The 24,497-nt window shown below is 58.4% G+C and carries 23 protein-coding genes; 16 read left to right on the top strand and 7 right to left on the bottom strand.

Annotation, left to right across the window (positions count from 1 at the left end; translation table 11 throughout):
- Positions 1 to 329: 329 nt before the first annotated feature.
- From IEW18_RS01620 to IEW18_RS01645, 6 genes are all read left to right on the top strand, one after another.
- Positions 330 to 701, top strand: coding sequence for a hypothetical protein (locus IEW18_RS01620; RefSeq protein ID WP_188556060.1), 372 nt, complete (start codon positions 330 to 332; stop codon positions 699 to 701).
- Positions 702 to 752: 51 nt separating this feature from the next.
- The gene (locus tag IEW18_RS01625; RefSeq protein ID WP_229728547.1) at positions 753 to 1,298 is read left to right on the top strand and encodes a YceI family protein; all 546 of its coding nucleotides are present in this window, start codon (positions 753 to 755) and stop codon (positions 1,296 to 1,298) included.
- 66 nt (positions 1,299 to 1,364) lie between these two features.
- Positions 1,365 to 2,288, top strand: coding sequence for a DUF5777 family beta-barrel protein (locus IEW18_RS01630; protein ID WP_229728548.1), 924 nt, complete (start codon positions 1,365 to 1,367; stop codon positions 2,286 to 2,288).
- 40 nt (positions 2,289 to 2,328) lie between these two features.
- Positions 2,329 to 2,775, top strand: a complete 447-nt coding sequence (locus IEW18_RS01635; protein ID WP_188556062.1) for a CHRD domain-containing protein — start codon at positions 2,329 to 2,331, stop codon at positions 2,773 to 2,775.
- Positions 2,776 to 2,934: 159 nt separating this feature from the next.
- Positions 2,935 to 3,264 (top strand): heavy-metal-associated domain-containing protein, encoded by a 330-nt coding sequence (locus IEW18_RS01640; protein ID WP_188556063.1) that lies wholly within the window; start codon positions 2,935 to 2,937, stop codon positions 3,262 to 3,264.
- Positions 3,265 to 3,347: 83 nt separating this feature from the next.
- Positions 3,348 to 3,836: a globin domain-containing protein gene (locus IEW18_RS01645; RefSeq protein WP_188556064.1), complete on the top strand. Its 489-nt coding sequence runs from the start codon at positions 3,348 to 3,350 to the stop codon at positions 3,834 to 3,836.
- Between the two features lie 90 nt (positions 3,837 to 3,926).
- On the opposite strand, the gene IEW18_RS01650 is transcribed toward IEW18_RS01645, so the two are convergent.
- Positions 3,927 to 6,293, bottom strand: a complete 2,367-nt coding sequence (locus IEW18_RS01650; RefSeq protein ID WP_188556065.1) for an alpha-amylase family glycosyl hydrolase — start codon at positions 6,291 to 6,293, stop codon at positions 3,927 to 3,929.
- A 310-nt stretch (positions 6,294 to 6,603) separates the two neighbouring features.
- On the opposite strand from IEW18_RS01650, the gene IEW18_RS01655 reads away from it, so the two are divergent.
- Positions 6,604 to 7,434 carry a murein L,D-transpeptidase catalytic domain family protein gene (locus tag IEW18_RS01655; RefSeq protein WP_188556066.1) on the top strand — a complete coding sequence of 277 codons (831 nt, stop codon included), beginning with the start codon at positions 6,604 to 6,606 and terminating at the stop codon, positions 7,432 to 7,434.
- A gap of 74 nt (positions 7,435 to 7,508) precedes the next feature.
- Here IEW18_RS01655 and IEW18_RS01660 read toward each other — a convergent pair whose 3' ends face one another.
- The 4 genes from IEW18_RS01660 to IEW18_RS01675 all read right to left on the bottom strand — a co-directional run bounded on the left by IEW18_RS01660 (position 7,509) and on the right by IEW18_RS01675 (position 12,245).
- Positions 7,509 to 8,576, bottom strand: coding sequence for an Ldh family oxidoreductase (locus IEW18_RS01660; RefSeq protein WP_188556067.1), 1,068 nt, complete (start codon positions 8,574 to 8,576; stop codon positions 7,509 to 7,511).
- A 134-nt stretch (positions 8,577 to 8,710) separates the two neighbouring features.
- Positions 8,711 to 9,745, bottom strand: a complete 1,035-nt coding sequence (locus IEW18_RS01665; protein ID WP_188556068.1) for a transglutaminase family protein — start codon at positions 9,743 to 9,745, stop codon at positions 8,711 to 8,713.
- Entirely contained in the window at positions 9,717 to 10,652 is a 936-nt protein-coding gene (locus IEW18_RS01670; RefSeq protein ID WP_188556069.1) for an alpha-E domain-containing protein, read from the bottom strand. Before IEW18_RS01670 ends, IEW18_RS01665 begins: the two co-directional genes overlap by 29 nt.
- Before the next feature lie 138 nt (positions 10,653 to 10,790).
- A complete protein-coding gene (locus IEW18_RS01675) occupies positions 10,791 to 12,245 on the bottom strand; it encodes a circularly permuted type 2 ATP-grasp protein (RefSeq protein WP_188556070.1) in 1,455 nt (484 codons plus the stop codon).
- 455 nt (positions 12,246 to 12,700) lie between these two features.
- On the opposite strand from IEW18_RS01675, the gene IEW18_RS01680 reads away from it, so the two are divergent.
- The gene (locus tag IEW18_RS01680) at positions 12,701 to 13,792 is read left to right on the top strand and encodes a zinc-binding metallopeptidase family protein (protein ID WP_188556071.1); all 1,092 of its coding nucleotides are present in this window, start codon (positions 12,701 to 12,703) and stop codon (positions 13,790 to 13,792) included.
- Between the two features lie 6 nt (positions 13,793 to 13,798).
- On the opposite strand, the gene IEW18_RS01685 is transcribed toward IEW18_RS01680, so the two are convergent.
- Positions 13,799 to 14,740, bottom strand: coding sequence for a Ppx/GppA phosphatase family protein (locus IEW18_RS01685; RefSeq protein ID WP_188556072.1), 942 nt, complete (start codon positions 14,738 to 14,740; stop codon positions 13,799 to 13,801).
- 204 nt (positions 14,741 to 14,944) lie between these two features.
- The gene (locus IEW18_RS01690; protein ID WP_188556073.1) at positions 14,945 to 15,829 is read right to left on the bottom strand and encodes a class I SAM-dependent methyltransferase; all 885 of its coding nucleotides are present in this window, start codon (positions 15,827 to 15,829) and stop codon (positions 14,945 to 14,947) included.
- Positions 15,830 to 15,933: 104 nt separating this feature from the next.
- Here IEW18_RS01690 and IEW18_RS01695 point away from each other — a divergent pair, with 104 nt between their 5' ends.
- The 8 genes from IEW18_RS01695 to IEW18_RS01725 all read left to right on the top strand — a co-directional run bounded on the left by IEW18_RS01695 (position 15,934) and on the right by IEW18_RS01725 (position 24,490).
- The gene (locus IEW18_RS01695; RefSeq protein ID WP_188556074.1) at positions 15,934 to 16,416 is read left to right on the top strand and encodes a DinB family protein; all 483 of its coding nucleotides are present in this window, start codon (positions 15,934 to 15,936) and stop codon (positions 16,414 to 16,416) included.
- A 17-nt stretch (positions 16,417 to 16,433) separates the two neighbouring features.
- On the top strand, positions 16,434 to 17,243 hold the full coding sequence (gene dapF / locus IEW18_RS01700; RefSeq protein WP_188556075.1) for a diaminopimelate epimerase: 810 nt from the start codon (positions 16,434 to 16,436) through the stop codon (positions 17,241 to 17,243).
- Between the two features lie 310 nt (positions 17,244 to 17,553).
- Positions 17,554 to 18,081, top strand: a complete 528-nt coding sequence (locus IEW18_RS01705) for a GNAT family N-acetyltransferase (protein ID WP_188556076.1) — start codon at positions 17,554 to 17,556, stop codon at positions 18,079 to 18,081.
- 155 nt (positions 18,082 to 18,236) lie between these two features.
- On the top strand, positions 18,237 to 19,487 hold the full coding sequence (locus IEW18_RS01710) for a glycosyltransferase family 1 protein (RefSeq protein ID WP_188556077.1): 1,251 nt from the start codon (positions 18,237 to 18,239) through the stop codon (positions 19,485 to 19,487).
- 143 nt (positions 19,488 to 19,630) lie between these two features.
- The gene (gene glf, locus IEW18_RS01715; RefSeq protein WP_188556078.1) at positions 19,631 to 20,812 is read left to right on the top strand and encodes a UDP-galactopyranose mutase; all 1,182 of its coding nucleotides are present in this window, start codon (positions 19,631 to 19,633) and stop codon (positions 20,810 to 20,812) included.
- A gap of 188 nt (positions 20,813 to 21,000) precedes the next feature.
- Positions 21,001 to 22,308, top strand: coding sequence for a family 1 glycosylhydrolase (locus IEW18_RS21580; protein WP_229728549.1), 1,308 nt, complete (start codon positions 21,001 to 21,003; stop codon positions 22,306 to 22,308).
- Positions 22,309 to 22,311: 3 nt separating this feature from the next.
- A complete protein-coding gene (locus IEW18_RS21585) occupies positions 22,312 to 23,244 on the top strand; it encodes an SDR family oxidoreductase (protein WP_229728550.1) in 933 nt (310 codons plus the stop codon).
- A gap of 199 nt (positions 23,245 to 23,443) precedes the next feature.
- Positions 23,444 to 24,490 (top strand): acyltransferase family protein, encoded by a 1,047-nt coding sequence (locus IEW18_RS01725; RefSeq protein ID WP_188556079.1) that lies wholly within the window; start codon positions 23,444 to 23,446, stop codon positions 24,488 to 24,490.
- Positions 24,491 to 24,497 lie beyond the last annotated feature (7 nt).

Below are 24,497 nucleotides of genomic sequence, written 5' to 3' on the forward strand. Positions count from 1 at the left end.
AACCTGATGTTGTGTATTAAACGTAGATGCGGGACTTTCCGCGTCTGCAATTAAGTCTACCAACTCAATATCATTCAACTGCCGTATTTTTCCGATAATGAAACAAAATGCACTGCTGCTAGTATTTAGGCCCAGCTATATAGAAAGCGCTGCTACGGGCCCAGCACAACCACTTTAAGGTAGCGTTACTCCTCCGCGAGCATGGTCCGCATCCTGCTCTTCTTCTGACTCTCAGGGCTAAGCAGATATAGCCTTGTTGCACTTTACATCACTTACTTGGGCTGGTCGGCGCTGATTAATAGCTCGGGCTACCCCTACACACCGATTCAATGATTAAACTCTCTACTATTTTGTGTGCGTTGCTGACGCTTATGCTCGGTAGTTGCGCTTACGATAAGGCAGATGAAATTGCGGGGCCCAAAGTGCCGTGTACTACCCCGGAAGTGGTTTCTTATAGCGCGTCCATCTCGCCTTTACTGACCCAGAATTGCCGCTCCTGCCACAACGCAGTGCTATTAACCGGCAGCGTGAACCTGGAGGATTTCTCTGTAATTCAGAAGTACATCCGCTCCGGCGAGCTGATGGGAAATGTGAAGCACCTGCCTGGCTATAATCCCATGCCACAGGGTGGAAACAAGCTGTCGGACTGTGATATTGAGCTGTTGCAAAAATGGGCTGACGCTGGAGCACCTAACAACTAACCTAGGATGCACAGTCTGGTCCATTACCTGCGTTTACCTCTTTGTAGCCTTTTGCTTTTGGTTGGTGGCATTAGCACCAGCCAGGCGCAGGGCAAATACATGACCCAGAAGGGAGTGGTCAGCTTCTTTTCCAGTAGCATCCTGGAGGATATTGAAGCCCATACAGATCAAGCCGCCGCGGTGGTTGATCTGCAAAGTCAGCAAATAGCCTTTATCATCCCCATCAAGTCGTTCCAGTTTAAGCGCACCCTCATGCAGGAGCACTTCAACGAGAACTACATGGAGTCTGACCGGCTACCCAAATCTACCTTCAAGGGCAAGATTCTGGATTTGAATGCGGATGCCCTGGCCAAAGGCCAGTCGCAACGGGTCACCGTGGAGGGCGACCTGACGATTCATGGCGTAACCAAGCACCTGACCGTTGCCGGCGCCTTGGAGCAGCAAAAGGGTACCCTTTTAGTGAATGCCTACTTCAGCGTGGCTCCTGCCGATTACGGCATTGAGATTCCGCTGCTGGTGCGCGAGAATATTGCCAAAGTCGTGGGCATCAAAGTGGTGCTGACCTGCGAGGCCGTTTCTCAGCTCACTGTTAAATAACTACTACTACGTGCAGGTGGCACCCCTCGTGCGGGCCTCTGTTCCACTCCGCTTTTGCTTTTTTCTATGCAAACAACTTTTCCTCACTACCGAGGCCGTTTGGCCTCATTCCTGGTGTTTCTGTTAGCTACCTGCGCCGCGCCGGCCTGGGCCCAGGACGATTTGCTCGGGCAGCTAGAAAGCCAGAAACCGGCCGCCACTACCCCAGAGCCCGTAGCGGCAACTTTTAAAAGCACCCGCCTGATTAGCGGGCACACGGTGGAAACTCCGGGCCAGGGCACCCTGGTATTCCTGATTTCGCACCGCTTTGGCACCATCAATAGTGGCGCCTATAACTTCTTTGGCCTGGATCAGGCGGCTCTGCGCCTAGGCCTGGAGTACGCCGTCACGGACAAGCTGGAAATAGGCATTGGCCGCAGCAACATCGAGAAAACGCTGGACGGCTTTGTAAAATACCGCGCCATTCGGCAGACGACGGGTAGCAAGGTGATGCCCGTAAGCGTAACGCTGTTCGCTAACTCGGCCATGAACATGCTGCGCGACGACCGGTCGTGGTACACGGTGCCACGGCGCCTGACCTACTCCTACCAGGCCCTGATTGCGCGCAAGTTCAGCCCCAACCTGTCGTTGCAACTGATGCCCACCCTGATTCACCGCAACCTGGTGCAGGACAACACGCAGTCTAATGACGTGTACGCAATTGGATTTGGCGGCCGGCAGAAGCTCACCAAGCGCACCTCCCTCAACGCCGAATATTTCTATTTGGTGCAAAGCAGCAAGCCAACCGGCTCGCGCAATGCCCTGGCGCTGGGCTTTGATATTGAAACCGGCGGACACGTATTCCAACTGCACCTGACCAATTCTCAGGGCATGATTGAAAACCACTTTGTGGCTAACACCCGGGGCAACTTCTTCGATGGCGACATCTACTTCGGCTTCAACGTGAACCGCAACTTCACCGTCCGGGCCAAGGAAGGTTTCCGCAAATAGTCAAACTTTCTCCTTTACCATTCACTCCAACTTTTTACTCATGAACTTGAAAACTACTGCGCTTTTCCTGCTCCTGACCGGCTCGGCCACTCTGGTAGCCTGCGAGAAAGAGAATGAAAAAACCGCCCCGGCCAGCGACACCGTACAAATGACGGCCACGCTCAACAGCAAAAACGAAGTGACGCCCACGACCTCTGCGGCCACGGGTACCATGACCGGCACCTATAACAAGACCACGCGGGAGCTGAACTACACCGTGACTTACCAAGGTATGACGGCTACTTCCGGGCACTTCCACCGCGGCGCCGCCGGAGTTGATGGCAATGCTTTCGTTACGTATGCCAACGCTGGTACTCCGCCAATTACGGGCACTACCGTTCTGTCTGAGGCCGATGCCGCTCTGCTGATGAAGGGAGAGGTATACGTGAACCTGCATACCACCGCTAACCCCAAAGGGGAGATTCGTGGTCAGGTAATGACCAAGTAATTCTGCTAAGCCTGGCTAGCATAGCACATTATGCCTGAAATAAGTACAGTGTTTACAATACTAGGCAAGCAGCTTGCGAAGGTAGGGCTAGGGTTGTTGGGAGTATTACTCGTGTGGGGAAGCTGGGAAGATCCAAATCTTCATCAGTATGTGCAGCCCGTGAAAGTGCTTCAGCTACGGGTAGAAGGGTTAAATACGCCCGCTCAGGTAGCTACCTCGCAGCAGCAGGTAGCGGCCGTGCCTGGTGTGGCTGCGTGCGTAATCAACCCAAATACCCAGGTGGCTACCGTGCTTTTCCACGAGGACGATGTCTCAGAGCCTGAGATAGAGCGGGTACTATCCGTGGGCGGAACCTTCCGGGTAAACCGGCCGGTAATGGTGGCTTCGGCCCCCACCGGGCGCGAGTGTCCGGTGCCCGCCAGCTACCTGGAAACTCTGGATCAAATCCGGTTTGCGTTTAATCTGCGCCGTCTCTTCATCAACGTCTGACCGGACTATACGAGCTAGGTAGTCGCCGTTGCCATTCTACTCTTTACCTGTTTTCTTTTCATTTCCCCCTTACTCCTTACTCTATGCACCAACCCCGACTCAAGTTTGCCGCAGCCCTGCTCCTGAGCGGCAGCCTGTTCTTCACCACGGCCTGTGGCTCGAAGGAAGATGAGCCGGAGCCCACGCTGTACGAGCGCATGGGCGGCCTAAAGGGTGTAGAAGGTTTTGTTGACGTGCTGATGGCCAATGTGGCCAATGAAACCAGCGTGCAAAACTCTTCTATGCTGCGCACCCACACGCCCCTGCTCACCGACCCCGACAAGCCGGCCCGCCTAGCCCGCCTGCGGAACAACTTCATCAATCAGATGGGCGAAGCTACTGGCGGCCCTCTGAAGTACACCGGCATGACCATGCTTTCGGCTCACAAAGGCATGATGATTACCGAGAAAGAATGGTCAGTATGGCGCCAGGCTGCCGATGCTTCCATGGCTTCTAACAACCTCGGCACCAAGGAAAAGGCCGAACTAGCTAAAATCCTGGACGACATGAAGGCAGCCACCGTAGGTCACTAAGCAGCCTCCGGCTAGCGCCGAAATAAAATGAAAAGCCCCGCCGAAATTTCGGCGGGGCTTTTTGCTGTGCTATAGAAGCGGTGGGGCAAGTTAGCGCACTACTACTTTCCGGCTGAGGCCCAGCTCCGGTACGTGCAGCTGGTACACGCCGGCTGGCAGCGCGCGGCCTACCGTGAGACGCTGCTCCGTAGAGCCTGGGTACAGCCGCACCGACTGCTCGTGCACCAAGCGGCCGGTTAAGTCCAGCAGGCGCAGGCTGGCCGTTACGTCCTGCGGCGACTGTAGCACCACGTCGATCCGGTCGGCGCTGGTCGGGTTGGGGTATACCAGGAGGTCGGTGTCGGTGGGGGTAGCGGCGGGGGCTGCCGTAACCGTGCTTTCGCGCAGGGCCGTGGTGCTGAGTACGGCCGGGGCCGTGTAGGTAGCCTTAACAAAGGCCCGCTGGGCGGGGTTGGTTGCTACGGCATTCTTCGCCCGCAGGGTAATCCAGCCGGTAGCGGTGGGCGTGTAGGTGCCGGTGAGGTTACCCACGCCGGTCTTGCTGCTCAACACCGTGCCGCTGCCGTTGACCAGCTCCACGCTCAGGCTGCGGGTAGCATCGGTAGGGAACAGGTTATAGGTCACGGCCTGCCCCGATGCCGCAAAGATGCGGCCCGCCGTGCGGTACGCCGTGGAAGAGGCTGGCAGCTGCCCGCCCTGCTTCAGAGAAGAAGCGTGCGAGTCGCCCAGGTCGTCGGCTAGTTCCCACTCCTGCGTGGTGGCCAGGGCCGGACGGGTATAGTTAGTGCCGATGCCCGTGGGCGCCCACACTGAGTAGCCCCTACGGCCGGCGCTGGCCGTACCATTGCAAGGCGGCGTGTTAATGGTTACGGTTTTGGTGCCGCTGACCGTAACAGTGGCCGTGCCGTTGGCGCCGGAATAATCCTTGAGCACCGTGCCGGGCGCAAAGTCGCAGGCAACAGTATTGCTCTGCCAAGCTGTGAAGTTGTCGTTGATGCCGATGATGGCCTTGGTGCTGCGCTCAATCACAAGGTGGTCGGCGGCTTGGTAGCGCACTTTGTAGGCTCCGTCCTTGAACCGCAGGTTCTGGTGACACCAGATCAGATTGTTCAAATCGTCACGCACCGGTAGGTCGGTGGTGCTGGTGGGCTGGTGCGAATACCGCTTGCTGGTGCTGCCCACGTTAAACAGATCCTCAAAGAAAATCTGCGGGGAGCCGTCCAGGGCCAGGGCTGCCGCGTACGTAGCCGAGAGGCGCGGGTCAAACGGGTCGATGTGGGGGGCCAGCTCCGAGCCGGTGTTCCAGCCAGTGTAGTTGCCGCCGGCGTCTACCTGGGGCCGGAACGTGTCGTGGTTGTTCACGAAAGGCACGGTGCGGTGCACGTAGGTCCCGTTAATATTGACTACCCGCGCGCTCTGCTGGTAACCCGGCAAAGAGCCCAGGTCAAAGTTGCCGCCCCCGCTCACAATGTTGTAGAGGCCGTTGCGCAGGGAGAAGTCGAAGGTGCCGGCCCGGTTCTGCACGTTGGCCACCCAGCCGTCCATCTGTCCCGCCGAGCCGACCCATTCGCCCACGGCGTACATGGTAGCCCCACCCGAGGCCCAGCCGGCGTTGCTTTGCAGGTTATAAAGGAAATCCTCGGAGGCTGCATCCGGGAAGTGCTTCACGGCATCCATTCGCACGCCATCAAAGCCGACCTGCTTCTTGTACCATATCAGCCAGTTACGCACGTTGGTGCGCATGTAGTCGGCAGTTTGGGCGGGGTTGAACGTGGCGTTGGAGCTTTGGCCGTAGGAGCCGCTGTAATAGCTTACATCGGGCCCGAAGTACACGGCGTTCCAGTCGCCGGAGGTGGAGTTATTGCCGGGGTTGGGGTTGAAGTTCTGCCAGTTTTTCGGGAAGCGGCCGTTGCGGGCCAAGTAGTTGGCGGCGTCTTCCGTGGTAGCGGGCTTGCTGTAGCTCACGTAGCGAAAGTTTTTGTACTTGCTGGTCGAGCCGTCTTCCCAGGCGGCGGGGTCCTGCCCACCGGCCCCGGTCTGGGAACCCGCGCCGTCGTTGTGGTTCAGCACAATGTCCTGCACCACCTCAATGCCGTTGGCGTGCAGCACAGCCACGGCCCGCAGCAGCTCGTCCTTGGTGCCCAGGCGGGTGGCCGTGAAGCCTTTCTGGTACTTGTCGCCCAGGTCGTAGTTGTCGAAGGGGGAGTAGCCGTTGCCCTGGTTGCCGTTCTTAATGCTCGGGGGCAGCCACACGGCATCAATGCCCATGGCCTTCAGGCGCGGCGCCAGCAGGGCAATGTAGTTGGCCCAGCCGTTGGGGTAGTTTGTGTTCCAATAATCCCACCAGTAGCCTTGCAGGACTACCTTTTGGGCTTTTGCGGGTTGGCCGCCCAGAACAAGAAGGGCAGCCGCGGCCAGGGTGAGCTTGCGCCACCAAGAGCGAGTACAGTTGTGCATGTGGAAAATGTGGGAATTGGTAGGTGGGAAAAAGAAACGACGCAACGCGCGCCGGTAAGAGCGGGTTTGGGGCCTCTAAAATGAAAAAATGGGCAATCATAAGCTGGTGGTGTATTGCTGAATAGTAGTGGTGTTTTTGCCGCTTTTCACCGAAGAGGAATCTATCGGCCGGGATTTGCCTTATAAAGGCAGATCCAGATTTCATAACCCATTTAATGTATCTGGAATGGGCTCTGTCTCGTAAAACCTGTACTGCCTGTTTCGTGCAGAAGCAAGCGTCTTACTGAAAACCCGAAACTGAACTGTGTCGATGGAAAATCAGAGTGTAGTTCGCCGTCAGCGCCTGAAGCGCCGCACCCGTCGGATGGCTCGCCGCGTGCTGCCGTTCGTAGCCTCCCTGTTTCTGGCTACGCCGCTGGCCGCTCCAGTGACGAAGTCCAAGGCGGCTACCACCGGCTCTGAGCTGCGTTCCATCTCGCCGGAGGCCATGAAAGCCGTGCTGTTTGACCAGCGCGTGCAGGGCCTGTATCGGGAGTTGGGCGTGGAGCAGCAGGGCCTACGGTATGAAGTATTCGAAAAAGCACTGACTGGCTACCTTAACCTGGAACAGGAAGGCAAGCTTGGCAACAAGCAGCTGCTGACCGTAGTGGATTTTGGGCTGCCCTCTACCCAAAAGCGCCTGTGGGTTCTGGACTTAGCCAACAAGCAGGTCAAGTTCCACACGCTGGTAGCTCACGGCCATAACTCCGGCGAAAACATGGCGACCAACTTCTCCAACGAGAACGAGTCGAACATGAGCAGCCTGGGCTTCTACGTAACCCAGGGCGAGTATACCGGCAAGCATGGCCTGTCCTTGAAATTGCAGGGCGTGGACGAAGGCTATAACACCAACGCGCTGGCGCGCTCCGTGGTAATGCACGGCGCCGAGTACGTGAGTGAAGACTTTATCCGCCAGTACGGCCGCCTGGGCCGTAGCCTCGGCTGTCCGGCCCTGCCCATGGACCAGAAGGACGCCATTATTGAGGCGGTCGGCGGGCAGACCTGCCTGTTCCTGAACGGCCCTGACACCCAGTACTCATCAAAGTACTTGAATGAAGAGGTGGCCATGAGCAAGTTGCTCAGCGACACCCAGATGATTTAAGTAGTTGTAGCAAAAGAAAAGCCTGTCCGGAATTCCGGACAGGCTTTTTTTATGGCCGCAGGGTAGGGGCCCACTTACAGCTTTACTCCGAACTTGGCGCCTACGCCTTCCAGGTCCTGAATAACCGCGTCTAGCAGCGGAATCCCGTTCAGCAGCCGGTGTCCTGACATCTCACGCTCCGGGTCGCCGGGGATGAGCACATGCTGGCCTTCGGTGGCGCGCGCCTGGCGGAAAGTGGTAATCCAGTTGTCCATGTGGGCTTTGAACTCGGCAGCGGGCCGGAAGGCATCTACCCGCATAGCCCCGAAAAAGTGACCCAGCCCCTCGCCCACGGGGTTGGCCGAAGGCTGCAAAAAGGCCACGAACGGCGGTACCCACGGTCCGTAATTCGCCCCGCTGAGCACGGCCGAGAAAATATCTACCACCGCCCCCAGCCCGTAGCCCTTGTGCGAGCCGGTAGCGCCGCCCAGCGGTAGCAACGCCCCACCATTTTTTACGGCATTGGGGTCCGTGGAGCCAACTCCTTGCGGGTCCTGGGCCCAGCCCTCGGGAATGGGAAGGTTTTTGCGCTGGGCAATTTCAAGCTTGCCGTTGGCGGCGGTGGTCGTGGCCATATCCAGCACGAAGTCGGGCTGGTCGCCGGCGGGCACGGCTACGGCAATGGGGTTGGTGCCCAGCAGCCGCTCCAAGGAATACGTAGGCGCTACCAGGGGCGAGGCGTTGGTCATGGCTACCCCAATCATGTCGTGGGCCAGGGCCTTCATGGCGTGGTAGCCGGCAATGCCGAAGTGGTTGGAGTTCTTCACCGAAACCCAGCCCGTGCCCACCTGCCGGGCCTTTTCCATGGCTACCTGCATGGCTTTGGGACCAACTACCAGCCCTAGGCCCCCGTCGCCATCTACTACGGCGGTGCTGGGCGTTTCATACGTGACGCCTACCCGCGGGGTAGCATTGATGCGGCCGGCTTCCCAAAGGCGAACGTAGCCTACCAGGCGGGCCACGCCGTGCGAATCAATGCCACGCAGGTCGGCGGAAAGTAAGGTTTCGGTGGCCAGGGTAGCATCCTCATCGGAGCAGCCCATGCTGTTGAAAACGGATTCCGTGAAGGTGAAAAGCTGAGTATAAGGAAACGTTGTGGGCATGAGGCGGGGTAGCGGTAAGTGGGGCGTATGGCGTTTCGGAGCTGAAAAAGAACGGCCGGCTGCCAGAAGCCATTCTAGGTGTGCGCACCGAAAGTTGAGCGTGCCTTGGGGCCCAAACTTACGCCATCCTGGCCTTACTGCTGTTGCTGCATCTGCATTTGCATCTGTAACTCCAGGTGGCGGCGGTAGGAGTTAACGGGGGGCGGCGTGTCCTTGACCTCGTAGGTGTAGCTGGGCTCCTGGGGCAAGTCGGCAGGGGTTTCGGGCTCCCCGCTTTCAATGTGCACTGAAACATCGAGGCGGTGGGAGCCGGTGCCTTTGTAGGTACCCTTCACGGGCGTGCAGTCGGGGAAGTTGCGGCCAATGGCGACCCGCACGTGCCCATCGTTCACGATGCAGTTGTTGGTGGGGTCCAGGCCCAGCCACCCGTAGTAGGGAATGTACACCTCTACCCAGGCGTGGGTAGCACCCGAGCCGCGCACGCCCTCCTTCTGGGGGCACACATAGCCGCTCACGTAGCGGGCCGGCATGCCAATCATCCGAATCATGGCTAGCAGCATGTGGGCAAAATCCTGGCAGACGCCGGCTTTCAGCTGCCAGATTTCCTCCGCCGGCGTTTCCACGTTCGTCACGCCCTGCCGGTACTGGAAGTTATCGAAAACGTACTCCGAGAGCACCAAAGCATTCTTGAGGGGCTTGTCGGCGCGGTTTACCAGCTGGTCGAGGGTAGCTTTGAGGCCCTGAGCCGAAGTGAAACACTCCTGGCACAGGAAGTCAATAAAGGCCGGATCCTGGTGCAGTTCCTGCAAATGCCGCCATTGCTGCTCGGCCGGCTGCTCGTCCATCGGGAACTGAATGGGATGCGTAACCACATCCTTGGTAGACTCAATAACGAGGACGGTGTGCGGCGGCAGCACGGTAAATACGCCCACGGTGTTGCCGAAGAAGTCCGTGTACGTGTCGATGATGGTGTCCTGCAGCACGCCGGAATCATGGGAAATGACTACCTCGTGGTGGAGTACGTCCAGGCGCTCGTCTTCCAGGGGATAAAGCATGACCTGGTTAGCGCAGTCGATTACCTCGGCTGCGTAAGTATAGCGCGTGATGTGCTTGATGTTGTAGGCAGGCATGGGGGTAGGGTTAGCTTCTTCCGAAGTAATATTTGCCAAACGCCACGGCTATGTCGAGCAGCTCCCGGCGGGTTTCCAGCAGAAACTCATTGAGCTGATCGGGCCGGGCCGCCTCCACGCTGCTGTACTTCACGTGGTTGGCCAGGCGGCCTACCATAAACTCCAGCCGTTCGTAGCTTTCGGGCAGACTGTCGGCCCGGAGCCGCTCAAAGTACCAGCTCAACCGGTTCAGGCACGAAGACAGGGAGTGGGCGAAGTGGCTGTTGTGGAGCACAAACTGCAGTACGCTGTCGGGGTTGAAATTACCGCGGTAGGTTTTCAGGTAGAGCTCGTGGCCAAATAAGGACTGCAGCAGGTAGCGCAGCTCGGGTGCATCTAGGCTGTTGGACGAGGGTGTGGGGGCGCTGGCCCAGCGCAGGCGCAGCACGTCGGTGGTTTGCAGGGCGCGCTCCAGCAGCCCACCCATGGTCAGGTAGCCGTAGCCCTCGTCGCGGGGCATGGTGTTTTGCACGGCCCCAGTAAACACCAGCCCGTGCCGCATCAAGGCGTCAATGCCCGACATGGGGTCACCGTAGCGGATCTGCTGGGCTATTTCCTCGCTTCGGATGGCATGGTAGTAATCGTTCAGGCACTGCCAAACGTCGCGGGTAATGTGGTCCTGGGCCGAGCGGGCGTTTTCCCGGGCCTGCAGCACGTTGTTGTAGGCTGAGGCATCGTTGTGCTTGTCCAGAATAAGGTGAGCCAGCACCCGGGCCGTATCTCCTTCGGTGGCAGTCAGCTCCTCCGCCGACAAATGGCCGTAGCTGTACAGCACCGGCCGCCAGCTGAAATCATACGGACTATCCTGGGAGGCCTGGTAGTGAATCCGGATGACTTGCAACATGGCTTGGGTGCGTTCCATGTAGCGGGCCAGCCAGTAAATAGTATCGGCAACGCGGCTGAGCATAGAAAAGGGTAGGAGAGTAGGAGGGTAAAAATGTGGGAGGGTAGGAGTTGCTAGGGCGTCAGGGTAAATGGGTGAGAAGGGCGGATGAATTCAGCCGGTTTCTACCCGCTTGCCCTCCTGCCTTCGTACCCTCTTACCCTAGCTTTCCGGCCCCAGCACCCAGGTGTCTTTGCTACCTCCACCTTGGGAAGAGTTAACGACCAAAGAGCCTTCCTGCAGGGCCACCCGGGTCAGGCCGCCGGGCACGATATCGATGCCGCCGGGGCCGTAGAGGGCAAACGGGCGCAGGTCGACGCGGCGGGGCTGCAGCACGCCGTTGAGGTAGCACGGAGTAGAGGACAGGCTGATGATGGGCTGGGCAATAAAGCTGCGCGGGTCCTCGGTAATAGCTTCGCGGAAGGCCTGCATCTGCTCCTCGGTGGCGCTGCTGCCAATCAGCATCCCGTACCCGCCCGACTCATTGGTGCGCTTAATCACCATCTTGTCCATGCGCTCAAACACCATGTTGCGCTGGTCCGGGTCGCTCATTTGGTAAGTGGGCACGGTCTTGAGAATCGGCTCCTCGTTGAGGTAGTAGCGGATCATCTCGGGCACGTAAGAATACACGGCCTTGTCGTCGGCCACGCCGTTGCCCATGGCGTTTACAATGGCCACGTTGCCCTTGCGGTAGGCGGCATAAATACCCGGTACGCCCAAGGCGCTGTCGGGCCGAAACACCAAGGGGTCCAGAAATTCGTCATCCACGCGGCGGTAAATTACATCTACCTGCTTTAGGCCCTTGGTGGTTTTCATGAACACGTGGTGGTTGTGCACAATCAGGTCCCGGCCTTCCACCAGCTCAATGCCCATGAGGCGGGCCAGGGTCGTATGCTCGAAGTAGGCCGAATTGTAGATGCCCGGCGACAGCAACACCACCGTGGGGTCGCTGATGTGGCGGTTGCCCAGGGCCAGCAGGTTCCGAAACAGCAGATCGGGGTAGTCTTTCACCGGCTGCACGTTGCTTTTGGGCAGCAAATCGGGGAAGATGCGCGAGGTAATGCTGCGGTTTTCCAGCATGTACGACACGCCGGAGGGTGTGCGCAAATTGTCCTCTAGCACGTAAAACTGCCCGTCGGCGTCCCGAATCAAATCCACGCCCGCAATGTGGGTGTAGATGTCGTAGGGCACCTGCACGTTCATCATCTCGCGCAGGAACTGCGGGCAGGAGTAAATCAGGGTGGCCGGAATCAGGCCGTCCTTCATGATGAACTGCTGGTGGTAAATGTCCTTCAGGAAGATGTTCAGGGCCAGCAGCCGCTGCTTAATGCCGGCCTCAATGTGCTTCCATTCCGCGTGCTGAATAATGCGCGGAATGATGTCAAAGGGAAATATCTTCTCGATGCCCTCGCCGCTGTTATATACCGTGAACGTGATGCCCTGGCTCATGAACAGCTTCTTGGCTAGCTCATCCTTGCGGGTCATTTCCGAGCGGGGCAGGTTTTCAATGGCCGAAACAAAGCTGCGGTATTCCGGGCGGATGTGCTCAGCATGGAACATCTCGTCCCAGACGTTGGGCTGCTCCTGGTAAGTGTGCAGTAGGGAATGCTCTTTCATAGTGGGGGCGGGGTAGGGCGGCACCGAAAGTTCGTGGGCAGTATTTCCGCGCCTTTTTTTACCTACGCGCTCCAAGGAGCTGAGTTGTATTTTGATAATGCGCGTTTTGGTTTCCGGGGCTTAGTTGCTCAGGCTCACTAGCTAACACAATAGATAATTCAATTGCCCTACTGCGAACGGCTGAGCTTGTGAAAAAGCCTTAAACTGGGCAGTAGATCCTTTTTCGGGAAAATTTAATATGTCGGTTGGCCCTGCTTTGCCTAGTGGTAAGCGCCACAAACTGAGCCTTGGTTTTCGCAAGTAGGAATTTTGCTGTAGTTGGATATAAGCAAGTTGTCTGTGTAAGCAGAACACTAGCACTTCGCGCAGAAGCTGAACCAAAACCTATCCAGTAGCCCTGCGTTTGCTTGGCTTGTTGCCCCGGATGGGTAGGGCGTTGAAACACAGGAATCAGTATGAAGCTATTTAAGTGCACCCACTGCGGTCAGCTGGTATATTTCGAAAACACCCACTGCGAGCAGTGCCAGTATTGGCTGGGCTTCGACCCCAACCAGCAACTGCTGGTGGCCCTGGAGCAGCGCGGCGAGCAGAGCTTCGCCCAAGCTGGCCAGCCCGACAAGGCCCTGTACACCTACTGCGCCAATCACGCGCACGAGGTGTGCAACTGGCTGGTGCCAGCCAACAGCGGCTCCGAGTTCTGTGTGGCCTGCAAGCTCAACCGCACCATCCCCAAACTCACCGAGCCCGGCCACATAGCGCGCTGGCAAACCCTGGAAAACGCCAAGCACCGGCTGGTGTACGGTTTGTTACAGCTGGGTCTGCCGGTCGTCAGCAAAACCGAAAACGAGGAAACCGGCCTGGCCTTCGACTTTCTGGCTAGCGAGCAAAAGCCCGAAGGTGAGAAGGTCATGACCGGCCACGACAACGGGCTCATCACCATCAACATTGCCGAAGCCGACAGCGTGGAGCGGGAAATGGCCCGCAAATCAATGCAGGAGGTGTACCGTACCGTGCTAGGACACTTCCGGCACGAGGTAGGGCACTACTACTGGGAGCGGCTTATTGAGCCGACTGCTTGGCTAGAGGAGTACCGCCAGCTGTTTGGCGATGAGCGGGAAGACTATGGAGAAGCGCTGAAGAAGCACTACGACCAAGGGCCGCCCGCCGACTGGACCGAGCACTACATCAGTTCCTACGCCACCACCCACTCCTGGGAAGACTGGGCCGAAACCTGGGCCCACTACCTGCACATCATGGACACGCTGCAAACGGCGTATTCTTTTGGGCTGAGCGTAAACCCCCGGCCAGCCTCCGACGAGCAAAACCTGGACGCTACCATTTCGCAGGACCCGTATCAGGTAGCCGACTTTGCCCAAGTTGTGGACATGTGGCTACCGCTCACCTTCGCCATGAACAGCCTGAACCGCAGCATGGGCCAGCCCGATTCCTACCCCTTCATCATCCGGCCCGATGTGGTGCGCAAACTGGACTTCATCCATCGGGTGTGTCGGCAGGCCAAGGCCGAGGCTACCCCACTCGCCGCGTAGCAAGTATTACTGCTCCAGCATTTCGGCCAGCAGGCCTTCCTTCAGGGCGTAAGCGGACGTTTGCATGTTGGTTACACCGGTCATTTTCAGCACCAAATCAATGAGCACGCTGGCCACCACCAGCATATCGGCGCGCATGGGCAAGATGCCGGGCAGCGCTACCCGCTGCTCGTGGGGTAGGCTGAGTAGCTGCTGGTAGCTGGCTCGGAAGCTGCTGAGGGCTAGCACAGTGCTGGGCGGCAGCTCGGCTTCGGTCCGCAACCGGCCCAGCTGCATGTCGGCCAGGCTGTCGAAAGAGCCCGACGCCCCAACGATGCCCACCGGCCGGTACTGCTGCACTGCTGCCGCCAGGGGAGCCAGCACGGTAGTCAGGTAGTCCTGCTCGGCGGCCAGGGCTTCGGGAGGGAAGACGCCGCTGGGGTCGGGGAAAAACTTGTCGAGCAGGCGCTGGGCCCCAATTTCAAAGCTTTGCTTCCAGAAAATGGTAGTAGCATCGGCAATAATGAACTCCACCGAGCCCCCACCGATGTCCATCAGCAGGTGGGGCTGGGTGCCCAGCGGCACGGCCCGGCGCACTCCTTTGGCAATCAGCTCAGCCTCCCGCTCGCCCGGAATAACCTCTACCTGAATGCCGGTTTGCTCAAAGATGGCCTGGGCCAAAGCGGGGCCGTTGCGGGTCACGCGCATGGCGCTGGTGGCGGTGGCCCGCACCTCGGTTACCTGGTGCAGCTCAATTTCTTCCTTGAAGCCAACCAACGTGTGCAAGGCCCGCTCAAAGGCAGCCGGCGCAATTTCGCCCTTGCTGATGCCGCCCTCGCCCAGCCGTACGCCCACCTTGGTGCGCAACAGCGTAACGGGCTGCTGGTGGCTGGGCTCGGGCAGTTCCACAATCAGCAAATGGAACGTGTTCGTGCCCATATCAATCAGGGCCAGACGGCGGTGGCGCATAGGGGAGGGGGTGAGGGTGTGGTGAGGTAAAAAGTGACAGGTAACAGGTGACAGGTGAGGCAGTCAAAAGCAAAGAGCTCTGGATGACGCTCTGCTAAAACGGTCGTTGGAAAGAGAAGGCAGGACAGGTCAACAAGCTCAACAGAACTACTTCTTTACCTGTTACTTGTCACCAGTTACCTTTCACCTCATCACCTCATCACCTCACGTAGCAAACCGGCAGAAGGTGCCGAGTGGCAGCTTGCGGGCGGCCGTGTCGTGCAGGTATATTTCCCCGATTTCGCGGGTCTGGCGAGCCTCCGGGAAGATTTCGTGCACCAGATTTTCCAGAATCAGGGCCGAGAAGCCCAGCGAGTACAGGTTCACCAGGAAAAAGTGGTCCTGGGGGTCCAGCAGCTCCTTGCAGAGCTTGAGCATTTCGTTTAGCTCGTCTTCCAGCTGCCACTTCTCGCCGTTGGGGCCGCGGCCGTAGGCGGGCGGGTCCAGAATCAGCCCCTGATACTTGCTGCCGCGCTTTACCTCGCGCCGCACGTATTTCATGGCGTCTTCTACCAGCCAGCGCACCCCGTCCAGGTTGGAGGCCTCCATGTTGTCGCGGGCCCAGAAGTTTACTTGCTTCACCGAGTCGAGGTGGGTCACATCGGCGCCGGCGGCCCGGGCGGCCAGGGTAGCGGCCCCGGTGTAGGCAAACAGGTTGAGCACCCGGGGCTGGGCGGCCTGGCGCTGGCGGGTCTGCTGATAAATGAACTGCCAGTTGGGGTCCTGCTCCGGAAACAGCCCTACGTGCTTAAACGACGACATACCTAGCCGAAACCGCAGCTTTAGCCCATCGGGCCGCTCGTAACCGATAATCCATTGCTCGGGCGTGCCCGGCTTGATTTTCCACTGGCCGCGCTCCTGGCTGCCTTTCTCGCGGGTGAAGATGGCGTTGGCCCGCTGCCACTCCGAGGCGGGCAAGTGCGGGTCCCAGATGGCCTGGGGCTCGGGGCGGGCCAGGATGTGTTTGCCGAAGCGCTCCAGCTTTTCAAAGTTGCCGGCGTCAATCAGCTCGTAGTCGGCCCAGGGGCTGGTGGTGAGGAACGTGTACATAGAACTACCTTTACGCTGCCCGCGGGGGCAGGCTGGCAAAGGTACGGCATGGCGCAGCATCAGCCGGCAGGAAATAGGGTAGGAAACGTAGCGGAAAAGGAAGTATGCAGGAAGTAACCCGAATCAGGGAACAGTTGCAGCGGGCTTTCGACGGCGACGCCTGGTCGGGGCCATCGTTGCAGGCCACCCTGGTTGGCCTGACCGCAGCGCAAGCTGCGGCGCGGCCGGTGGCGCAGGCGCACAGCATCGGCGAGCTGGTTTGCCACCTGACTACCTGGGTATTAACCGTGGCTCAGCGCCTGGAGCAGCGGGCCCTAACGCCGCTTGCCGCCCCCGACTGGCCTCCGTTTCCAGCTACCCCCGATGCGGCAGCCTGGCAGCAGGCCCGGCAGGAACTCGTGCAGGCCCACCAGCGGTTATTAGCCGCCGTGCAGCTTATGTCGGATGCCGACCTGGAGGTTGTGCCGGCCGGTGGGCTTGGCCCCGCCGCTGGCCCCGCGGATTCTTTCTATGTGCTGCTACATGGCACCGCGCAGCATTATCTTTACCACGCCGGTCAGGTTGCCCTGCTGCGCAAATCCCTTTGACCTTTTTTGTTTTTCCCGTGACGTTATCCTTCTTCAAATACCAGGGAACCGGCAATGACTTCGTGATGGTGGACGACCGTTCCCGCCAGTTCGACGAAACCAACTCCCACCTGGTGCGCTTCCTCTGCGACCGGCGCCGCGGCATCGGGGCCGACGGGCTGATTCTGCTCCGTCAGCACGCCCAGTACGATTTCGAGATGGTGTACTTTAATGCCGATGGCTACCTGGGCTCCATGTGCGGTAACGGCGGCCGCTGCACGGTGGCTTTTGCCAAGCAGCTCGGCGTTATCGAAAACCAAACCCGTTTTCTGGCCGCTGATGGCCCCCACGACGGCCGCGTAGATGCCGATGGCACCGTGCACCTGCGCATGCAGGACGTAATTGGGCAGCAGGAGGTAGAAGAATACGGCGTGTTTCTGGATACCGGCTCGCCCCATTTGGTCCGCTTTCTGCCCGCCAGCACCCTGGCCGAGCTGAACGTGTTTACCGAGGGCCGCACCTACCGCTACAACGAGCGGTTTCGGGAGAAAGGCACCAACGTTAACTTCGTCGAGTCGCCGGCTACCCCCGGCCAGCCCTGGCAAGTACGCACCTACGAGCGGGGCGTGGAAGACGAAACTCTGAGCTGCGGCACCGGCGTCACGGCCGTGGCCCTGGCTGCTTCCCGGCGTGGCGCTACCAGCCCCGTGCACCTGCGCACCCCCGGCGGCGACCTGCGCGTGGCCTTCGACGCCAAACCCGACGGCTCGTTCACGAACATTTACCTCAGCGGCCCCGCTACCCGCGTCTTCGACGGCAAGCTGGAGGTAGCCGACAGACAGCAGTAGCTGCCCTGGCGGTTTCATTAAAAGCAACAGCCTCCCCAGCCAGGGAGGTTATTGCTTTTAGCGGTAATCACAAAGGCGCCATTAAACTGCTTGTGCGCCGGGCTGGGTGCTCACTTATACTGCGTGGGAAGTAGGAGCCTGCGCTTCAAAAGAATCGTCATGCTTCGCGGCCTCTGCCTAACGCTCTGGTGGTTTAAAGTCTACATAGCCAGCACATGACCAACCCAGAAAGGCAAGATGTAAGCTTCCGGCTTCGGTTTAAGGCCCGATCTGTAGGTTTGCTGGACACTTGCCGGCTACCTTCCCCGCTATGCTTTCCTCCGACCTGATTTTTCTGCGCCCCCTTGAAGCCGATGACCTCGATTTTCTTTACGCGCTGGAAAATGATCCGAGCGTTTGGGGAGTGTCGGACACGCTGGCGCCGGTTTCGCGGCACGTGTTGCGGCAGTATTTGGATAGCGCTGCCGCCGATTTTTTTGAGGTGCGGCAGCTACGACTCATTATTTGTGACACCGGTAGCAGAGCAGCGGTGGGCACTTTGGACATATTCGGGTTTGAGCCCCTGCACCAGCGGGCCGCTGTGGGCATTACCGTGCAGCGTGAATTTAGGCGCCGTGGGTACGCCCGGGCCGCTTTAGCGCTGCTAGTGCCGTATGCCCGTCAGGTATTACGACTACACCAAGTGTATTGTACTATCTCGGTCGCTAATCGGGCTAGTATTCAATTGTTCACGGCAGCTGGTTTTGCGCCGGTTGGTGTGCGCAAAGAATGGCTGCGTACGGCGCAAGGCTGGCAAAATGCCCTTGAAATGCAACTATTATTGCAGCAAGGCACGTAAGACCATCTGAATCAGGCTCAACTGTCTAATGGCCTTAGTTGAAGCTCAGCCATACCCTTTTTCCGGAGGTAGCGTATGATAGGTAAACAGCGGCCGGCCGCCTTGGTTTTCGGGCGGGTAGTGAAGCTGCTGTTATAACATATTATTTCGCTTCTATGTCGCTGTCTCCACCAGCGGAGCCGCCAGTGCGCGCCTCCGAACCTGCTCTCTCCTCCAAACCTGCTGCCCCTGCCGTAACCCTACCCTATAACCTGCCCGACCTGGTTTGCTTTGCGCATTTACACTGGGATTTTGTGTGGCAGCGTCCGCAGCATTTGATGTCGCGCTTTGCGCAGCATGGCCGGGTGTTTTACGTGGAAGATGCCTTCTACCACGCCGACAATCTGATTGAGCCGCACATTGAGGTGAAAGAGCGGCAAAATGGCTTGAAAGTACTGGTCGTACACTTACCTGACCAGTTGCGCCACGAAGAGCAGAACTCAGAACAGGCACAATACGAAGTGCTCCGTCGGTATTTCGACGAGCAAGGAATTAAAGATTTTATTGCCTGGTATTATACGCCTATGGCAATTGGTAAGTCGCGCGGCTTTCAGCCAGTACTTACCATCTATGATTGCATGGACGAGCTGGCGGCCTTCAAGTTTGCGCCCCCGGCCCTGCGCGAGCGGGAGCAGGAGCTGTTCCAGAAAGCCGATTATGTGTTCACTGGCGGGCACACCCTCTACGAGGCCAAAAGCCAGCAGCACGCCGACGCCCATCCCTTCCCCAGCAGCATCGATAAGGCCCATTTCGGCCAAGCTCGCCAGGAAATGCCCGAACCTGCCGACCAAGCCGGTATTGCCCATCCGCGCGTTGGTTTCTTTGGAGTGGTAGATGAGCGCCTCGATATTGAGCTGCTCCGCCAGCTGGCTGATGCTCACCCTGAGTGGCAGTTTGTCATCATTGGCCCCGTAGTCAAGATTGACCTCGCCCAGCTGCCGCGTCAGCAGAACATTCACTACCTCGGCGGCAAAGACTACCAGGAACTGCCCGCCTACCTGCACGGCTGGGATGTGGCCACCTTGCTGTTCGCCGATAACGAAAGCACCAAGTTTATTTCGCCCACCAAAACGCCGGAATACTTGGCGGCTGGTCGGCCAGTCGTCAGCACGCCCATCCGCGACGTAGTGCGGCCCTACGGCGACCTGAACCTCGTGCAGATTGCGGCCACTGCCGATGAGTTTGGCCAGGCCATTGCCAAAGCCCTCCTTCAGCACCAGGACGCCGATTGGCGCCGGCGCACGGATGAATACCTCGCCACCATTAGCTGGGACCAAACCTGGCAGCAGATGGTAGACCTGATGCAGAAGAAACTACCCTCCGCCCCGATACTTAACGCCTCCGCTGCCATTAGGGCCACGGCGTAGCAGGTAAGGCGTTTTTCCTTCACTGGTTGTTGCAAGCCCAGGGGCCGGAAGGCCACCTTGCTTCTCGCCAAACGTTGTTTCTCGCTCCTCACTACCCTCCGCCCTTCCTTCCCCCTCATTCTTCCCTAAAAAACCGCTTTGCTATGTTCGATTATCTCATCGTCGGAGCCGGGTTTGCCGGCAGTGTATTGGCCGAGCGGCTCGCTACGCGCTCCAATAAAAAAGTACTCATTGTAGACAAGCGCAGCCATATTGCTGGCAACGCCTACGACCACTACAATGAAGAAGGTATTCTGGTCCACAAATACGGCCCGCACATCTTCCATACCAACTCGAAGGATGTATTCGAGTACCTGTCCAACTTCACGGACTGGCGTCCCTACGAGCACCGTGTGCTGGCCTCCGTTGACGGCCAGCTGGTGCCCATGCCCATTAACCTGGATACGATCAACAAACTCTATGGCTTGTCGCTGAATAGCTTCGAAGTAGAGCAGTTCCTAGAGTCGCTGGCCGAGCAGGTGCCGGTTATTAAAACGTCGGAGGACGTAGTAGTAAGCAAAGTAGGCCGCGAACTGTACGAGAAATTCTTCCGCAACTACACCCGCAAGCAGTGGGGCATGGACCCCTCGGAGCTGGACAAGTCGGTAACCTCGCGCGTACCTACCCGCACCAACCGCGACGACCGGTATTTCACCGATACCTACCAGGCCATGCCCCTGCACGGCTACACCCGCATGTTTGAGCGCATGCTGGACCACCCCAACATCAAGGTGATGCTTAACACCGACTACCACGACATCGTGGACTTCATTCCTTTCAAGGAAATGATTTTCACAGGTCCGGTAGACGAGTACTTCGACTTCAAGTATGGCAAGCTGCCGTACCGTTCCCTGGAGTTCAAGCACGAGACGCTGAACCAGGAGAACTACTTGGCCGCGCCGGTAGTAAACTACCCTAACGACAACCTGTACACGCGCATTACGGAGTTCAAAGCCCTAACCGGCCAGAAGCACCCGAAAACCAGCATCGTGTATGAGTATCCGAAGGCTGAAGGCGACCCGTACTACCCCGTACCGCGCCTGGAAAATGCCGAGCTCTACAACAAGTACAAGAAGCTGGCCGACGAAACCCCGAACGTACACTTTGTGGGCCGTTTAGCTACCTACAAGTACTACAACATGGACCAGGTAGTAGCCCAGGCCTTGACCTTGTATAAGAAACTAACCGAGAAGCCCGAGGAGGCTCAGAAGGTAGTTAAGCCAACCATTATCGGTTCAGCATCCATCATGGAAAAGCTCGTGCCGCGCGACCCCGCTAAGGAATAGCGCATTCCGCACCGGTTGCCAAGCGTCTGTCACGCTGAGTTGGTAGCAAGCAGTTGTATGCAGTAAACAAGCCTTTGGCTGCTTACTGTAGCGCTGCTCGCTGCCGCCTCAGCGTGACAGAACTGTTTTCAGCTACTTGTAACTCGACACTGGTAGAACTGACTGGGCTTCCTTAAATCCTGAAGAATATGGAAAAAGTAGAAATGTGGGGTGGGATTGAGTGCACCATTCGACGGGTTGGTAACGGCTATTCCGACCAGCTGGTAAGCAGTGGACACCGCGCCCGACTCGACGACTTGGATCGCTTCGCTGAGCTGGGCATTCGCAAGCTGCGCTACCCCATTCTGTGGGAGCAAGTGGCCCCGGAAAGCCTGGACCACCCGGACTGGACCTGGACCGATGAGCGAATGAACCGCCTGCGGGAGTTGGGCATTGACCCCATTGTAACCCTCCTGCACCACGGCAGTGGGCCCCGTTACACCGCCTTGCACAAGAAAAACTTTGTGTCAGGGCTAGCGCGCTTTGCCGGTATGGTGGCGGAACGCTACCCCTGGATCAAACATTATACTCCCGTCAACGAGCCCCTGACCACGGCGCGCTTCAGCGGCCTCTACGGTATCTGGTACCCACATGGTCTCGATGACAAAACGTTCGTGCGCATCCAGCTCAACCACATCAAAGGGGTGAAGGAGGCCATGCGGGCTATTCGGAAGGTAACGCCTGATGCTCAGCTAGTGCAAACGGAAGACCTAGGCAAAACCCACTGCACGCCCAAACTGGTCGAGCAAGCGGAATACGAGAACAACCGCCGCTGGCTCACCTTTGATTTACTCTGCGGCCGCATTGATCAACAGCATCCGTTGTGGCAATACCTGCGCAAGAACGGTGCTTCCCAGGCCGAACTCTTGGAAATGGTGCAGCACCCGCTACCCCCGGATGTGCTGGGTATCAACCACTATATCACCAGTGAGCGGTTTCTGGACGAAAACCACCAATACTTTCCCCATCAGCACCTATGCCAGAGCGAGGCCCGCGTAGACTATGCCGACGTAGAAGCCGTGCGCGTGCGGTTGGTGAAGATGGCCGGCATTCACGATTTGCTGCTGGAAGCCTGGGAGCGGTACCAGTTGCCCATTGCCGTTACGGAAGTGCACCTGGAGTGTACCCGGGAAGAACAAATGCGCTGGGTAAAGTACATCTGGGATGCTGCCAATACGCTTAAGGAAGAAGGAGTAGACCTGCGGGCCATTACTATTTGGTCGTTGCTGGGCGCCTACGATTGGAACACGCTTCTCACCCAGGAAGGGGTTTTCTACGAAAGCGGCGTGTTTGATATGCGAGGGGGTACTCCCCGGCCTACCGCACTATTCAAAATGGTCAAGGGCCTTGCCACTGAAGGGCATTATAGTCACCCCCTGCTCCGTAACAAAGGATGGTGGGAGCGAGACGACCGTTTCCTCTACCATCACCATTGTCCCACCTCCAAGACCGCCTAAATCATGCAAATTATTGACCTTAACGACCAAGCCGTGGGGGCCGCCCTACCCCCGGTGCAGCCCCTGCTGATTACGGGGGGCAATGGTACACTGGGCCGTGCGTTCCAGCGCATCTGTGCAATTCGGGGTATCGACGTTGTGGCCCTGGGCCGCGACGAACTGGATATCTCAGACCCGCTTTCCGTCGAAAAAGCCTTGATTCAGCACAACCCCTGGGCCGTAGTGAATACTGCCGGCTACGTGCGGGTAGATGAAGCAGAAAGAGACTTCAAGCGCTGCTACCGCGAAAACACCCAGGGCCCAGCTGTGCTAGCCGCCGCCTGCGCCTACCGCGACCTGCCTTTCCTGACGTTTTCCTCGGATATGGTATTCGATGGCAATAAGTCGGCGGCCTACGTGGAAAGCGACACGCCTTGCCCGCTCAACGTGTATGGCAACAGTAAGCGCCTCGCGGAGCGTGATGTGCTCCGCCACATGCCGCACGCGCTGGTAGTACGCACCAGTGCTTTCTTTAGCGCCTGGGATGAGTACAACTTCGTATATGCTGCGCTACGAGCTGCCTATACCAAGCAAACCTTTGAGGCCGCTAACGACGTGCTCATCTCGCCTACCTATGTTCCGGACTTGGTAAACGTGGCCCTGGACCTGCTCATCGACGAGGAGCGCGGAGTCTGGCACCTAGCCAACCAGGGCGCTTATACTTGGGCCGATCTGGCCCGGCTCACTGCCAGCATGGCGAGCCTGGATACCTCATTCGTGATGCCCCGTTCCATGCAGGCGTTGGGTTTGGCCGCCGCCCGCCCGGCGTACAGTGTGCTGGGTAGCCGGCAGGGGAATTTGTTGCCTTCCGCCGAGCAGCGCCTGCACAAGTGCATTCCGGAGATGCTAACCGCTATCAATGCCTCCCTGGAAGAGCCCATGGCTGTTGCTTCCTAACGGCTTTCTGGTGCTGACTGCACTTGTTTGAACAAGTATTCCGCCCTGTCCTAAACACGTACCTCTTCCTTTCGTGAAAACCCCGCCGCCTGATAAGGGCGCGGGGTTTCCTCGTTTTGGGGGCCAGTTCAGTGCGTAAAAGCCGGAAGTTTTCGGCCTGGTGTAATTTGCGACCCATCTTTCGCCCCTACTACTGTTCATGCAAAACAACTTCGACGCCGTGCGGCTAACCCTGGCCCTGACGGTGGTACTGTGCCATCTGGCCGTGCTGTCGGAGTTGCCGATTTTTCAGCCTTTCCTGGCCGTGTTGTCAGCTGATTTCGCCGTGAAAGGCTTCTTCGTTATCAGTGGCTGCCTGGTTACGCGCAGTTTTTTGAGTAGCTCCTCCGTGCGGGAATACGCCCAAAAACGCATCCGGCGCATTTATCCGGCTTATCTGGGCGTTATCGGGCTGGCCTGGCTGATTGGGCTGCTAGCTACCACGCTGCCCGCCGCTGATTTTGTGCGCCACCCAGCCGCCTACCGCTACCTGGCGGCCAATGCTACCTTCCTGAACTTCTTGCAGCCTACATTGCCCGGCGTGTTTGAGCGCCACCCGGTTTCGGTGCTGAACGGCTCGCTCTGGACGATTAAGGTGGAGCTGTGTTTGTACTGCTGCGTGCCGGTGCTGATGTGGCTGTTTCGCCGATTGGGGCCGTACCGTACGGCTGCGCTGGCCTTGCTGGGAGCCCTGGCCTGGGGGTGGTTGCTACCCCGCGTACCGGCCCTGAGCCCCAAGGTAGCTACCGAGCTGGGGCGGCAGTTTCCGGGTATGCTGCACTTTTTCGCCCTGGGAGCCTTGTTTACCGCGGAGGAGCGCCGGCTGGGCCCCTGGCTGGGTTGGGTCGCCTTGGCGACGGGCCTGGGCTTTTTGCTGGTCCGCCACCACGCCCTGCGGGAGGTAGTCGAGCCCGTGTTTTATGCCGCTGCCGTGCTCTTTTGCGCTACCCGCCTACCCGTGCAGCTACCCGCCGGCAAGTGGGGCGACGTATCATACGGCATCTATTTGGTGCACTTTCCACTTATTCAGTTGTTTATCCATTTCGGAGCGTTCCAGACGGCTCCGTGGTTAGGCTTTTGTGGGTTGCTGGGTAGCGTGCTGGGGGTGGCGTTTTTATGCTGGCACGGGTTGGAAAAACGCTGGCTGAAGCGTAGTTCTCATCGGGCAGCTATTGGCTCCGATGACCTGGCGGTAAGCGGGCGCTGAGCAGGGG

This window comes from Hymenobacter glacieicola (assembly GCF_014640315.1).
GTDB classification, from domain to species: Bacteria; Bacteroidota; Bacteroidia; order Cytophagales; family Hymenobacteraceae; genus Hymenobacter; species Hymenobacter glacieicola.